12 protein-coding genes are annotated in these 15,795 nt (G+C 30.0%); 4 read left to right on the top strand and 8 right to left on the bottom strand.

The genetic code is table 11. From position 1 onward, the window contains the following. Positions 1 to 470: 470 nt before the first annotated feature. A complete protein-coding gene (locus tag SPD90_RS15120; protein ID WP_290686989.1) occupies positions 471 to 728 on the top strand; it encodes a hypothetical protein in 258 nt (85 codons plus the stop codon). 369 nt (positions 729 to 1,097) lie between these two features. Here the strand turns inward: SPD90_RS15120 and carB are convergent, their stop codons facing one another. From carB to SPD90_RS15100, 4 genes are all read right to left on the bottom strand, one after another. Next, a complete protein-coding gene (gene carB / locus SPD90_RS15115) occupies positions 1,098 to 4,304 on the bottom strand; it encodes a carbamoyl-phosphate synthase large subunit (protein WP_320925781.1) in 3,207 nt (1,068 codons plus the stop codon). A gap of 30 nt (positions 4,305 to 4,334) precedes the next feature. Beyond that, a complete protein-coding gene (locus SPD90_RS15110; RefSeq protein ID WP_320623791.1) occupies positions 4,335 to 5,393 on the bottom strand; it encodes a carbamoyl phosphate synthase small subunit in 1,059 nt (352 codons plus the stop codon). A gap of 12 nt (positions 5,394 to 5,405) precedes the next feature. Beyond that, entirely contained in the window at positions 5,406 to 6,122 is a 717-nt protein-coding gene (gene pyrF / locus SPD90_RS15105) for an orotidine-5'-phosphate decarboxylase (protein WP_320625678.1), read from the bottom strand. Positions 6,123 to 6,531: 409 nt separating this feature from the next. Then, entirely contained in the window at positions 6,532 to 7,332 is an 801-nt protein-coding gene (locus SPD90_RS15100; RefSeq protein WP_320925780.1) for a nitroreductase family protein, read from the bottom strand. A 310-nt stretch (positions 7,333 to 7,642) separates the two neighbouring features. Between SPD90_RS15100 and SPD90_RS15095 the strand changes: the two genes are divergently transcribed. Then, positions 7,643 to 8,869: an aminopeptidase gene (locus SPD90_RS15095; protein ID WP_320925779.1), complete on the top strand. Its 1,227-nt coding sequence runs from the start codon at positions 7,643 to 7,645 to the stop codon at positions 8,867 to 8,869. A gap of 743 nt (positions 8,870 to 9,612) precedes the next feature. Here SPD90_RS15095 and SPD90_RS15090 read toward each other — a convergent pair. Next, a complete protein-coding gene (locus tag SPD90_RS15090) occupies positions 9,613 to 10,488 on the bottom strand; it encodes a LysR family transcriptional regulator (protein WP_320627171.1) in 876 nt (291 codons plus the stop codon). 210 nt (positions 10,489 to 10,698) lie between these two features. Between SPD90_RS15090 and SPD90_RS15085 the strand changes: the two genes are divergently transcribed. Then, positions 10,699 to 11,247 carry a chromate transporter gene (locus tag SPD90_RS15085; RefSeq protein WP_320627172.1) on the top strand — a complete coding sequence of 183 codons (549 nt, stop codon included), beginning with the start codon at positions 10,699 to 10,701 and terminating at the stop codon, positions 11,245 to 11,247. After that, on the top strand, positions 11,241 to 11,807 hold the full coding sequence (locus SPD90_RS15080; RefSeq protein WP_320925778.1) for a chromate transporter: 567 nt from the start codon (positions 11,241 to 11,243) through the stop codon (positions 11,805 to 11,807). The genes SPD90_RS15085 and SPD90_RS15080 overlap by 7 nt, the downstream gene beginning before the upstream one ends. 274 nt (positions 11,808 to 12,081) lie before the next feature. Here SPD90_RS15080 and SPD90_RS15075 read toward each other — a convergent pair whose 3' ends face one another. Genes SPD90_RS15075 through SPD90_RS15065 form a run of 3 tightly spaced genes read right to left on the bottom strand, consistent with a single transcriptional unit; the run spans position 12,082 to position 15,660 of the window. Further along, on the bottom strand, positions 12,082 to 14,472 hold the full coding sequence (locus SPD90_RS15075) for a homocysteine S-methyltransferase family protein (protein WP_320925777.1): 2,391 nt from the start codon (positions 14,470 to 14,472) through the stop codon (positions 12,082 to 12,084). After that, the gene (locus tag SPD90_RS15070) at positions 14,444 to 15,169 is read right to left on the bottom strand and encodes a vitamin B12 dependent-methionine synthase activation domain-containing protein (protein ID WP_320925776.1); all 726 of its coding nucleotides are present in this window, start codon (positions 15,167 to 15,169) and stop codon (positions 14,444 to 14,446) included. Before SPD90_RS15070 ends, SPD90_RS15075 begins: the two co-directional genes overlap by 29 nt. 35 nt (positions 15,170 to 15,204) lie before the next feature. Next, positions 15,205 to 15,660: an S-ribosylhomocysteine lyase gene (locus SPD90_RS15065; protein ID WP_320627176.1), complete on the bottom strand. Its 456-nt coding sequence runs from the start codon at positions 15,658 to 15,660 to the stop codon at positions 15,205 to 15,207. Positions 15,661 to 15,795 lie beyond the last annotated feature (135 nt).

The raw sequence follows: 15,795 nt of genomic DNA, 5'->3' as shown, positions 1-15,795 counted from the left end.
ATCTCATTTGAAGAATTTGGTCAATATATCAATCCTAGATTTTATTGCAACCCACAAAACGTAATTAGAAGAAGAAAAAAATAGTTCACTAATAGAGAAACAATTATTTTTGTTTCTCTTTTTTTATTCGTTATTTTTCGTTATTTATTTAACTTATATACTATATTATCACACAAACTATTAAAAACCGTTTTCCTAAAGTTATTTTTTTAACTTTTTAAAAGTATATTTTTTTAACTTATTTTATTTAATTTTCAGATAAAAACTATTAAAAACAAATACTTTTATTTTATTATATTAATTTTTTTATAATATTGTTTTTTGTATACTAAATAGAGTATTATTATAACATCAATAAACAATTAAATAGTTAATTAATTATTAGTCAATTATTTTTAATAAATTTATTTAGCTAAAGGTATTTTATTAATTTTCAGAATATTTATATTTATCTAAAAGGAGTGATTATTGTGTTAACAACTACTAAAAATTATAACAACGTAAATTCAGCTAAATTTGAAGAAATAGATGCTTTATTAAAAAAATATGTAAGAGTAAAAACTTATCTTAGTATGAAGCCAATATATGGTGAAATATTAGAATCTACAGAATATACGATAACTGTAGTTCCTGAGTATATAGGAGCTTTCGACCATGTAAATTATGATAAATTACAAACGTATTTAATACCTAAAAGCTCAATAATAGATGTTAAAGAAATTGTATAATTACAATATATATGAATAAGATTTCAAGATATTTAGTTTAAAATTATAAATATAACTAAAAAACTAAATGTAACTATATATCCATAATAGTTTCCTATAGAAGAGATTTAATTTGTTTGCTTTCCTTTTGTGTTTTTTTCTCTTCTATATTTTTTACTGTTGGAGATGTAGAAATGCATATAATCAAATCCCAATAAAAAACAAGCAATACGTAAAACTTTACAAATTGCTTGTTTTTTTATTGATTTAATAGTCCATTTCTCCTTCTATAATAAAAGGATTATATGAAGAAAATTTTTTGCAAGAAAAAAGCTACTGTGAGCCAGCACAAACCTGGTCACAGTAGCCTATATAATTAATCATATTAAATTAATCAGCTAAGTTATATACTTTTAATTGATCTTTATCCATATGTTTTTGATTTACTTTAACTAACGCTTTTAATGTATCTAATGAAGTCATAACATCTATAGAGTATTCAGTTGCTAATCTTCTTATCTTGAATCCATCTCTTGTTGCATCGTTACCTTTAGTTGGAGTATTTATAACCATATCAACTTGGTTGTTAGTTATAACATCAAGTAAGTTAGGTCTTGCTTCTCTTATCTTATTAACTACAGTTGCTTCTATACCATTGTTTCTTAAGTATAATGCTGTTCCTTCTGTAGCTAAGAAAGTATATCCTACCTTCTTCATTTCTTTTGCTATTTCTAAGAATTCTTCTTTATCTTGGTCATTTACAGTTGCAAGTACAACACCTGTATCGTTAGTCATCTTTCTACCAGATGCTATGAATCCTTTGTATAAAGCTTCTTCTAATGTTTCACCAACACCTAAAACTTCACCAGTTGATTTCATTTCTGGTCCAAGGCTTACGTCAACTTTAGCAAGTTTTGACATTGAGAATACTGGAACTTTTACAGCTATTAAGTCTGGAGTCTTGTAGATTCCTGTTCCATATCCTAAATCTTTTAATTTAGCGCCTAACATACATTTAGTAGCTAAGTCTACTATTGGCACACCACTGACTTTACTTATATAAGGTACTGTTCTACTTGCTCTAGGGTTAACTTCTATGATGTATAATTCACCTTTGTATTCGATGAATTGGATATTAACCATACCTAAAACATTAAGTTCTAGTGATATTCTCTTAGTGTAGTCTAATATTTTTTCTTTTATTTCATCAGATATATTTTGGCTTGGGTACATTGTTATAGAGTCTCCAGAGTGAACCCCTGCTCTTTCTAAGTGTTCCATAATACCTGGTATTAATATATCTTCTTTATCGCATATTGCATCTACTTCTATTTCTCTACCAACTAGATATTTATCTATAAGTACTGGGTTTTTATGATCTCTTTCAAATGCACTGTCAAGATAAGCTTTTAGCTTAGTTTCGTTGTAAGTTATTTCCATACCTTGACCACCAAGTACGTAAGAAGGTCTAACTAGAACTGGATATCCTATTTCACTAGCATGTTTTATACCTTCTTCAGTAGACCATACAGCTATACCTTTTGGTCTGTTTATGTTTAATTTTTCTAGTAATTCATCGAATTTTTCTCTATCTTCTGCTGCATCTATATCAGCAAAGTCAGTTCCTAATATTGGTATATTCTTTTCGTCTAAGAACTTAGCTAATTTTATAGCTGTTTGTCCACCGAATTGTAAGATTACACCTTCTGGTTTTTCTTTTTCTATTATATTTAAAACTTCTTCTTCTGTTAATGGTTCGAAGTATAATTTGTCAGAAGTATCGAAGTCTGTACTTACTGTTTCTGGGTTGTTGTTTACGATTATAGTTTCTATACCTAATCTTCTTAATGCTTTTATACAGTGAACTGAGCAGTAGTCGAATTCTATACCTTGTCCTATTCTAATTGGTCCAGAACCTAAAACTACGATTTTTCTCTTGTCACTAACTACAACTTCATCGTATTCTTCGTAAGTTGAATAGTAGTATGGAGATAATGCATCGAATTCACCACCGCATGTATCAACCATTTTGTAAGCAGCGTTTATGTTGTATAGAGATCTTAATTCGTATACTTTTTCTGGGCTTATTCCCATTAAGTCAGCTATACCCTTATCAGAGAATCCTTTTTTCTTAAGAGTTCTTAAGTAATCTTTACTTAAGTCTTCTATTTGCATAGTTTTTAATTTTTCTTCTTGTTTAACTATCCAATCAATTCTATATAAGAACCATTTGTCTACACCAGTGATTTTTTCTATCATATCTATGCTGTAGCCTCTTCTTATCATTTCAGCTAAGTCGAATAGTCTTTCGTCATCTGGCATAACAACTCTTTCTTTTAATTCTTCTATAGTTCTTTGTTGAGATGGTTTGTGAATTAAAGAGTATTTTCCTATTTCTAGAGATCTTATACCTTTTAATAAAGCAGCTTCGAAGTTGCTACCTATACTCATTATTTCTCCTGTAGCCATCATCTTTGTACCAAGTCTTCTGTTAGCTTGTTTGAATTTATCAAATGGCCATTTTGGTATTTTTACAACTACATAGTCAAGAGTTGGTTCGAAGCAAGCTTTTGTTTTCTTAGTTACTGCATTTTGTATTTCATCTAATGTATAACCTAAAGCTATTTTAGCTGCAACCTTTGCTATTGGATAACCAGTTGCTTTTGATGCTAATGCTGAAGATCTACTAACTCTTGGGTTTATTTCTATTATTGCATATTCTAATCTGTGAGGATGTAAAGCTATTTGTACGTTACAACCACCTTTTACTTCTATTGCATTGATTATATCAATTGAAGCAGATCTTAATAATTGGTATTCTTTATCACTTAAAGTTTGAGAAGGAGCTACAACTATACTGTCCCCTGTATGTACACCAACTGGGTCTACATTTTCCATGTTACAAACAGTTATACAGTTTCCGTTACCGTCTCTCATTACTTCGTATTCGATTTCTTTCCAACCTTTTATACTTTTTTCTATAAGAACTTGAGTAACTGGGCTAAGTTGTAAACCATGAGTAAGTATTTCTACTAATTCTTCTCTGTTTTCAGCTATACCACCACCAGTTCCTCCTAGTGTGTAAGCAGGTCTTATTATAACTGGGTATCCAATTTTTTCAGCGTATATGATACCATCTTCTAAGTTTGTTACTATATCACTTTCTATTACTGGTTGGTTGATAGATTTCATCATTTCTCTGAATTCGTCTCTATCTTCACCTTTTTTGATTGATTCTATTGAAGTACCTATTACTTTAACTCCATATTTATCTAATATACCAGCATCTGCTAACTCTACTGCTAGGTTAAGAGCTGTTTGTCCACCCATACCTGCAAGTAAGCTGTCTGGTCTTTCTTTTTCTATTACTTTTTCTATTGCTTCTATTGTAAGAGGTTCTATATAGATTTTATGAGCAACCTCTTTATCTGTCATTATTGTAGCTGGGTTTGAGTTTATTAATACAACTTCTACCCCTTCTTCTTTTAATGCTTCACAAGCTTGAGTTCCTGAATAGTCAAATTCTGCAGCTTGTCCGATTATTATTGGTCCTGATCCTAATACTAATGTTTTCTTAATACTATCTATTCTAGGCATAATCTCTTCTCCTTCACAAAATATTTATAACTATTTATTATTTAATACATCTAAGAATTTATCGAATATATATTGGCTGTCTTTTGGTCCTGGGCAAGCCTCTGGATGGTATTGAACACTATATATTGGTAATTCTTTATGTCTCATACCTTCAACTGTTTCGTCGTTTAAGTTTATTTGTGTTACATTCATACATTCTGGTACGTCTGTTACATAATAACCGTGGTTTTGAGCAGTTATAAATACTTTATTTTCTTCAAAATCTTTTACAGGATGGTTTCCACCTCTGTGTCCGAATTTAAGTTTTCCAGTTTTTCCACCAAATACTCTTGCTAAGATTTGATGTCCTAGGCAAATTCCTACTATAGGTTTTTTACCTATCATTTTCTTAACGTTTCCTACTATTTCATCTAAATCATCTGGATCCCCAGGTCCATTAGATAAGAATATTAAATCTGGATCGTCGTTTAATACTTCTTCAGCTGTTGTAGTAGCAGGATATACTGTTACATCACAATTTCTTTGTACAAAGTTATCTATTATATTTTGTTTTACACCGTAGTCCATAACAGCTACTTTAGGTCCATTACCTGGGTAGAATTCTTTTTCTTTTCTTGAAACTGTATAAACAGCGTAAGTATTGTCGAATTTATCTAATTTTGGTTGTATACTTTCTAATGTAGCATTATTATCTAATGTTATTATACCTTTCATTGTTCCTCTATTTCTAAGGATTTTTGTTAAGGCTCTTGTATCTATTCCTTCAAGTCCTATTATTTTATTTTGTTTTAAATAAACATCTAGGCTCATTTCATTTCTAAAGTTGTTAGGTGTGTCACTTTTTTCTCTAACTATAAACCCTTTAACACATACATTTCTTGATTGCACGTCTTCTAAGTTGATTCCATAGTTTCCTATTAATGGGTAAGTCATAGTTACTATTTGTCCATAATAAGAAGGGTCTGTTAAGACTTCTCCATATCCAGTCATTGAAGTATTGAATACTACTTCACCTACTGATTCTTCTAAATAACCAAATGCTTTACCTTTAAAAACAGTACCATCTTCTAATATTAATCTTGCTTTCATACAACTTCCCTCCTAAGCATTTTCTATTTCTTTAACTATATCAATAGCTGATTGTTTTGGATTTTCAGCTTGTGTTATCGGTCTTCCAACTACTATATAATGTGCTCCGTTTTGAATTGCTTGAGCTGGAGTAACGACTCTCTTTTGGTCTCCTATTGCTGCTGATGCTGGTCTGATTCCTGGGCATACAGTTACGAAATCTTTACCACAAGCTTCTACTATTTTATCTACTTCTTTAGCAGAGCATACTACTCCATCTATTCCTGATTTCTTAGCTAATTTTGCTCTCTTTATAGCTAATTCTTCAGTTGTCATATTGCATCCAATATCTTGTAAATCTTCATTACTTAGTGAAGTTAAAACTGTAACCCCAACTATTATTGGTTTTTCAATGTTTAATCTTTCTGCTTCTTGTTTTGCTATTTCTGCGCATTGTCTCATACCTTCAAAGTCTGAAACATGTATTGTCATTAACCAAACATTATCCTTTATAGCTGCTTTTACTGCGCTTTTCATTGTGTTTGGTATATCGTGGAATTTAAGGTCTAAGAATATTTTTTTGCCTTTTTCCTTTAAATATTCCACTGTCTTTCCTTTTGTTGCAACATATTGTTCTAGTCCTACTTTAAATATGTCTACACTATCTTCTAATTGATCGATTAAATCCTTAGCTTTATCAAAGTCGTCTGTGTCAATAGCTACTATTAACTTATCTTTTCCATTTATCATCTTATTCTCTCCTTCTTAATAAAGCCTTACTTTTAAAAAAGCCCTTAGACCGCAGAGGTATAAGGACTTTGTATACATAAATAACTCACTTGTTAACTATGAAGTATCTTTATCAGCCTCTCTGGACTATTTTAAAAGACTTTATTACGTTTTTTTATATATGAAAAAACCTCTAGTAATTAACCAGAGGTAAAAATAATCTCAACAAATAATACTTAAGACATGATGACCTCTCTGTGCCAATATACATTCTTAAATATAATAATTTATCAAATTACTTTATATTCTCTCTGGAATAATTTAAAGTTTTATTTAAATTTTGCATAGCTTATATAGATTATTGCACTTATTTGTTTATATGTCAACCTTTGTTTATTTATGAATTTAAATAAATAATTTTTTAATAAATCTATACATTCTTTTCTATAATACTTATAAAATACGATTTTTTTCGCTTATTTTTTACATCAAATTTTCTATATTCTATATCTATATTATCATACTTACATCCAATCTCAAAATGTTTTAATGCTACTCCCATGCTGATTTTGCTGTACTTTTCTAGCTCTAATCTTTTTTTATGTTCATTTTCAAATAAATCAAATCCATTTTCTCTCGCCTCTAATGTCCAAGGCTGACAGTTATTGATTGATGGCGCAACTCTTAGAGCATTTAACGCATTGAACCATTTTTCGTCATATTTTTTACATATATGCTTCATCTTATGTCTATCATGCACTGCTGAAGCCGATCTAAATAAAGCCTCTCCTTGATCAGGATATCCAAAAGCTATTATAGCCTGAGGGTATTCTATCTCTGACTCATCTTTTCCATCTATTTTATCTAAATTAACAAATTCTTCTATTTCTTCTCTGTTCAACATACATTTTAACCATGTTGTTCCCAAACCTAAGCAAGCCATCTCTAAAGTAACCTCTTGTAGTGCATATCCTATATTTTCTAGATAATCTTCTCCTTTGTTACTAGTTACTAATATATAATGAGGTGCTTTGATATGAATTTTATTATCAGTAGAAAAATTAATCAAATGACCTCTATCTATCACATGAGCTTTGATATTCAAATTTGTATTTAGATAAGTTATATCGCTGCATAGTTTTTTCACTTCGTTCATTAAAAATTCTGTTATCGGTTTTGTTGAATAAAATTCTATAGACTTTCTATAGAAAATAGCATCATATAACTCCATCTAATTCCTCCCATTAAACCTATTACATTACTTATATAATATTAAAATTATCACAGTAATATTATATTCTTTTTAAGTCATAAATTAAAGAGTTCTAATTCTTAAAATTATTTAAATATTTCCTATCCAAAATTTAGTTTTTTAGTATATATTTCTTATTAAATACAATACTAGAAATATGTAAATTTTTCGAATCAACTTTATTACCATAAATTACATAATTAAAATAAAACTTTGTTTAGATACAATGTTATAATTTAATAGTATATGTTATATATTTCTAAATAATTAGATTGAAAGGAGCTTTTTTATGGATTTTAATTTAAAATTACAAAAATACGCAGAATTAGCAGTTAAAACAGGAGTAAATATTCAACCAGGTCAAACTCTACTTGTAAGATCTCCTATAGAATGTGCAGATTACGTAAGATGCGTTGTAGAAGAAGCTTACAAAGCTGGAGCTAAAAACGTTCATATAGAATGGTCTGATGAAAAATGTACCTTAATCAGATACTTAAACGCACCTGATGAAGCCTTTGAAGAATTCCCTAGATGGATTTCAGACCAATATGTAGATATAGCTAAAGAAGGTGGAGCCTTCTTATCTATACATGCTCAAGATCCAGATTTACTAAAAAATGTAGACCCTCAAAGAATAGCAGACTACCAAAGAGTATCAGGACAAGCATTAAAGGAATGGCGTAGTTATACCTTAACAAATAAAGCTAGATGGAGCATAGTGTCTGTACCTACTGCAGCTTGGGCTAAGAAAATATTCCCTGATGCTTCTGAACAAGAAGCCATCGATAAGCTTTGGGACTTAATCTTCAAGTGCACTAGAGTCACAGACGACCCAATCAAGGCTTGGCAAGAACACAACGAAAGCCTTAAAGAAAAAACAGCCTTCTTAAACAACAAGAAATTCAAAATACTAAAATACAAATCAAAAATAACTGATTTAACTGTTGAAATGCCAGAAGGTCACATATGGGAGAGTGGAAGCGAAAAGGATGTAAACGGAATAGAATTCAATCCAAACATGCCTACGGAAGAAATTTTCTGCTTACCTCACAAATACGGTGTCAACGGAACACTTGCAAGCACTAAACCACTTGTTTACGGTGGAAATGTAATCGACGACTTCGTATTAAAATTCGAAAACGGTAGAATAGTAGATGTCAAAGCTAAACAAGGAGAAGAAACTTTAAAACACTTAATCGAAACAGATGAAGGCTCTCACTATTTAGGTGAAATAGCTTTAGTTCCTTACTCTTCTCCAATTTCTGATACTAACACAGTATTCTACAATACTCTATACGACGAAAATGCATCTTGCCATTTCGCTATAGGCTCTGCTTATTCTTCTTGTATCGAAGGCGGTAATGATATCGCTGAAGAGGATTTCGATAAGTATGGAATTAACGATAGTATAACTCATGTCGATTTTATGGTCGGCTCTGATGATTTGGATATAGTTGGAATTACTCATGATGGTGAGGAAGTTCAAATATTTAAGGATGGAAATTGGGCTATTTAATCCGTTTTTAGTTAAAATATATTCTTTATTATAAAAATAGCCATATACCCCTAAGTATATGGTTATTTTTATTAAACACTATTATCCAAAATATGTATTTTCTCTTTAAATTTATTCATCGTCATTTATTATTCTTATAATCCACTTTAATATGTTAAACACAAAAACTACATTTTTGTTTATGTCGTTTTTATATAATATTTTTACTTTTTTTCGATTTAATGGAATAATCTTTAAATAATCAGGCAATAATCCAAAAATTAATACAAATAAACTTGAATACACTATTAACCATATAATTAAATTTACATTTATATCTATTTCCTGAATAAATATACCTCCAATAAAATTTGATACGATATAAATCACCAATACTTCACATGTATGTTTTAGCAAATATTGTATTCTAACAAAAGTTATATTTTCAAAATTTATTGGTATGTATTTTAATTTTTCATAAATATAAATAGTCTTACCATTCTCCTTGATTTTCATATATGTTACCAAATATGAAAATGTTGATAATAAAATACTTATTCCTTCCAAAAATATTATAAATATATAATGTCATTCTAAATGCACATTATTTCTATATAAATAATATCCATCTGAGAAAAAATAGTTTATAAAAAACAATAAAAATAAAAGTACCATCCTATTAATCTAATTTTCAACCATCTGATCGTTAATTTTTAAAAGCTCTTTATCAACTTTTTTAATTTGTTTATTTATTATATTTTATACTAAAAATCCATCTCGTTAATCATATCCAACAAATGTCTGGCACTCTTAGATAAATACTTATTCTCCAACCATATAACAGCTATATCTGTCTTCAAATCATCCTCCTCAATTTCATAAACCTTAATCTCTCTATTAAAAGTATTTATAACTGATTTTGGCACAATACCAATCGCAAGACCTGCCTGTGCCCAAGCTACAGTAGTTCTTCCGTCGTCATTTAAACAATATATACTCGCTTTTATATCATTCATATTCAAAACCTGCATTATAAGCTTCTCATATCGTCTATATATTATAATAGGCTTGTTATTTAAATCTTTTAGGCTTATCTTTTCTCTATCTCCAAAATCAAATTTTTGGCTATTATTTATAACAGCAACCATAGGCTCTGTTCTCAAGCTCATACAACATAAATTTTCGCGGTTAAAAGGGGTACGTACCACACCTATATCTACTATACCCTTTTCAATCATATCTACGACCTCATATGTATTTCCTTCATACAATTCAAATCTCACTTTTGGATATTGTCTAGTATAAGGAGATACAAGCTTGTCTGGAACAAATTGGTTACATGTAGATACAGCTCCTATTTTTAATACACCTTCTATTCCACTTTTAAAATCTTCTACTTCATTTAAAGTTGATTCGAACATGCTTATCATGTCTTTTCCTCTCTTATACAGAAGATTTCCTACATCTGTCAAAGTAATTTTCCTACTGCCTCTCTCAACTAGTTTAACTCCTAATTCTTGCTCTAGAGATTTTAGCTGGTTGCTTAGAGGCGGTTGAGATAAATGTAGCTTTTGTGCTGCTTTGGTTATATTTCCTTCTTCTACTATTGTTATAAAATTTATCAATTGTTTTATATCCATTTTTTCTCACTCTCACTAACTATTCTAATATTTTTATAGGTTGCTAATAAATTTATATTTATCTGCAAAAAATAAATAAACTACGAAAGTACGATTTTATTTTAAACTATATTAAAAAAGTATATTACCTATATATATTATATATTTTTAATATATATATAACTATGCTAAAATTTTTATATAAGGACTAAGGAAGGGGACTTTTCAAATATGAATATTTTACTCGACTTATTTTTAACCTTCGCTAGAATTGGCGGTCTTACATTCGGTGGAGGTTATGCGATGCTTCCAATTTTACAAAGGGATGTCGCTGAAACTAAGAAATGGACTACAGAAGAGGAATTGATGGATTATTACGCTATTGGTCAATGTACTCCTGGTATTATATCAGTTAATGTCGCTACTTTTATAGGATATAAGCTAGCAGGTATTCCAGGCGGTGTTATAGCTACTTTAGGTGTAATAACTCCTTCAGTAATAATTATTACACTTATAGCTGCATTTCTTACTAATTTTGCAGATTTACCAATTGTAATCCATGCATTTAACGGTGTAAGAGTGTGTGTATGTGTATTGATTTTAAACGCTATTATCAAGCTCGGTAAAAAATCTATTGTTGATAAATTAACTTTAGCTATTTTTATAGCAGTTTCTATATTATCTATAGCCACAAGTTTATCTCCTATAATTTATATTATTATGTCTGGAATTATCGGAGCTCTAATTTATAAATTTAGAGGAGGTAAAGAAGAATGCTAATACTTTTTAGATTATTTTACGAATTCTTTAAAACAGGACTTTTCGCAATCGGCGGTGGGCTTGCTACAATGCCGTTTTTATACAATATAAGCGAAAGTACAGGATGGTTCACTAAAAGCGAATTAACTAATATGATCGCTATCTCAGAATCTACACCTGGACCTCTAGGCGTTAATATGTCTACCTATGTAGGTTTTTCAGTAGCTGGTGTTCCTGGAGCCTTAATCGCTACTATAGCACTTGTTATGCCTGCACTATTTATAATAGTTATTATTTCTAAGTTTTTAAATAAATTCAAAGAAAATCCATATGTAGAGGCTGTTTTCCACACTATTAGACCAGCTTCAACTGGATTAATTGTAGGAGCTTGTTGGGGTGTAGTAGAAATCACTATGTTTTATTTAGATAAATGGGGAATTGATTCAAAAATCACAGATTTACTTAATTTTAAATCTATCGTATTCGCTGTGATACTATTTTTCTTGATAAAATATACAAATAAACATCCAGTTATCTATATAGCTCTTTCAGCTGTAGTAGGTATACTTTTATCTTTTTAATATAGAGATCAAGAATTTTACTTCAAATAAATAATAATTTCCAAAAACAAAAAGAGGCTATACTATAGCCTCTTTTTGTGTTGACGAGAAATTTTTAATTTAACATCATTAATTAAATTTATATATATTTGTAAATTAATGACCTATATTCATTATAGTAACACATTTTGCTACTATATTTAAGTATTTAAGGAAAATAAATATAATAAATTTATTCTCCTCAAATATCTTTTATATTTTAACATACTTTCATGGTTCTTTTCCACATTATTTTTTAAAAAGTAATTTTTGCAATTTCTACTGAGCGTTTTGCATCCTTTGCATAGTAGTCTGCATCTATTTGTTTAGCATATTCTTCTGTTAAAACTGCGCCTCCAACTATTACTTTTGCGTCTATTCCAGCGTCTCTTATAGCTTTTATTGTGTCCTTCATATTTTGTACAGTTGTTGTCATTAGCGCACTTAGACCTATTAGCTTGATGTTTTGCGCTTTTGCAGTTTCTACTACAGTTTCTATTGGAACATCCTTACCTAGGTCGATTACTTCGTATCCATAATTTTCTAGCATTATTTTTACGATATTTTTACCTATATCGTGTATATCACCTTTTACTGTAGCAACTATTATTTTACCTTTTGTACTGCCACTGTCATTAGTATTGACGCTTAGTTTATCTTTTATAATATTTAATGAAACTTTTATTGTTTCTGCTGCTTGTATCATTTGAGGCAAGAATATTTCACCCTTGTCGTATTTTACTCCTACTTTATCTAGAGCAGGTATTAGCATATTATCTAATATATAATTTCCATCGTATTCTTCAAGCAATTTATATGTCATATTTTTAGTTTCATCCTTTAGACCTCTTTCTATAAGTACGTCTAAAGAAGTTTCTTCATTTATTTCAACTGCTTTAGCTTTGTCGTTTTTTGATTTTGAAACATTCATATATTTTTCTATATATTTTTCGCAGCCTTTATCTATATTGCTTATTACTCTGTATGCGTACATTGATTCCATCATAACAGATTCTGATGTATTTATTATAGCTAAGTCTAGTCCTGCTCCTAAAGCTAGATTTAGGAAAGTAGAATTTAATGCACTTCTATTTGGCACACCGAACGAAATATTAGATACACCTAGTATAGTTTTACAGCCTAAGTTTTCTTTTACCATTCTCATAGCCTTTATAGTTTCCATAGCTTCTTCTTGTTGTGCTGATACAGTAAGTGATAGGCAGTCTATAAATATGTCTTGTCTTCTTACTCCGTAGCTTTCTGCTCTTTCTACTATTTTTTTAGCTATTTCAAATCTTCCTTCTGCTGTTTTAGGAATTCCATTTTCATCTAATGTTAGTCCAACTACAGCTGCTCCATATTTTTGAACAATTGGAAGGATAGAATTTAAAGATTCTTCTTTTCCGTTTATAGAGTTTACTATAGTTCTTCCGTTGTAGTATCTAAGACCTTGTTCTAACGCATCTACATTAGATGAATCTAGCTGTATAGGCACGTTTATGATTTCTTGTAGAGTTTTTATAACCTTAGGCATCATAGCTTTTTCGTCTAATTCTGGAAGCCCTACATTCATGTTTAATATTTCTGCACCTTCTTCAACTTGATCTAACCCAAGACTCACTACATAATCTAAATCTCCACTTATTAAAGCATCTTGTAGTGGCTTTCTGCCTGTTGGATTTAATCTTTCACCCATTATTGTTGGTCCATTGATTTCAAGTATTTTTGAAGGTGAGCAAACTACACATTCTAAGTTCTTTTCTAATGGCTCTACTTTTATGTTTTTAACATTGTCAGCTAAAGCCTTTATAAATTCAGGATTTGTTCCACAGCATCCACCTACTATAGTTGCTCCCATTTTTACAAATTCAGATACACCTTCTAAAAATTGTTCTGCTGTCATTTTATATACAGTTTTTCCGTCTTCTATATCAGGAAGTCCTGCATTAGGTTGTACAATTACTGGTACGTTAGCTCTTCTTATTATTTTTTCTACCATTGGCTTTAATTGTTCTGGTCCTAGAGAACAGTTGACACCTACAGCATCTGCTCCTAAGCCTTGTAATGTAGCTACCATGCTTTCTGGTAGACAGCCTGTGAAGCTTCTTCCATTTTCATCAAAAGTCATAGTAGTGAATACTGGTAAATCAGTATTTTCTTTAGCAGCAAGTAGAGCGGCTTTAATTTCATATAAATCCATCATAGTTTCTACGATTATTAAATCTGCACCTGATTTTTGACCCTGTACTACTTGTCTTTTAAATATTTCATAAGCTCTATCAAAGCTAAGTGTACCCATAGGTTCAAGCATTTCACCTATTGGTCCTATATCAAGAGCTACATATTTTTCATTCCCATTATTTACTAGAGTAGCAGCTTTTTTAGCAGCCTTTACTGCTGAATCTACTATTTGTTCTACTTCGTATCCTTCTGGTAATTTTAATTCGTTGCATCCAAAAGTACAAGTTGTAGCTACATTTGCGCCTGCTTCAAAATATTCTTTATGTATTTCAACTAATATTTCTGGATGCTCGTATCCAAATGCTTCTGGATTCTGTCCAGTTTGTAGACCTCTTCCTTGAAGCATAGTTCCCATACCACCATCGATTATTAGCATATTATCCTTTATATATTTTTTTATTTCCACAACCCTCAGCCTTTCTTCTAAACTCGCAATTATCTCTGTTAGGACAATTATTACATGTTCGTTTAACCTTTTTTATTTGTTTATTTGTTATACCTATTAAAGCTACTACAGATTTTCTAGGTATCATAATTCCTGTATCTGTGACTGTAACCCCTATTTTTCTCTGTGCATTTAATACATTCAGTATATTCTTATTTGCTCTTATATCTAAATCTCCATAACCTGGACTGTATCTCATCGTTAAAGACTTTTTTTCTTTAGCTACAGTTTGCAAAATATTATCTTGTACCATATCACAAACTTCCTCAATAGAAGTTGTAGCACAAGCATCTATTATCACACCTTTAGTTAGATTTTTATAGCTGTATTTTCTAATATTTTTTTCGATATTAAATCCAAGTGTTGCACTCATCAAAACACATTTATCACAATCTTCAAGCAATTCACTCAAATCTTTGCTTTGTAATTTTAATGTTGTGTTTTTAAATTCAATAGTATGAGAAGCTAAATCATTTTTTATATCGTATATGTCATATACGTACTTTATATCAATATTTTCTTTAGTCTCCTCAATACATTCATTTATTTTAAAATCTAAATCACTATCTATATCTTGTCCATTATGACCTAAATATCTAAGGACCTCTGATTTATCTACTGATATATCAAATATTGTTTTTTCTTGATTTACTATCATTTATCGATTATCTCCACATATATAATATATATCTATTATTCTCCATATATATTTAACGAAAATCCTTTTTCTAATACATATTTAGCATATTCTTGAGCTCCAAATAATGATAAATCTCTGTAATTTCCACATTCAACAGCAGTTGCTGCTACCATTTCTTTTGCATTTATAACCTTTACTAAAGCTTTTTCTAGACCTTCTTTAACAGTTTTTGCTTCTACATCGCCCCACATAACTAGGTAGAAACCAGTTCTGCATCCCATTGGTGATAAATCTATAATATCATCTAATTCTTCTCTTAAATAAGTTGCTAATAAATGTTCTAAACCGTGCATAGCAGCTGTTCCAAAAGCTTCTACATTAGGTTGTAAAAATCTTAAATCGAATTTACTTACCTTGTCTCCCATTTTTCCATCTAATACACAGCATTTTCTTACAAAAGGTGCTTTTACTTTATTGTGATCTAATTTAAAACTTTCAACTTTTTCCATCTTCCTTATCTCCTTTTACCCGTTTTTGTATTTCATAATATAGAAAAACGCCTAAAGACTTTCTTTAGACGCCATAATATCAAAATATATTTCAATTATATATTAATAACTGTTTTTTGTAAATAATTCGTAAAT

The sequence above is a fragment of the Intestinibacter sp. genome, assembly GCF_034113885.1.
Classification (GTDB): Bacteria; Bacillota; Clostridia; order Peptostreptococcales; family Peptostreptococcaceae; genus Intestinibacter.
This window is presented reverse-complemented; position numbering and strand designations above follow the sequence as displayed.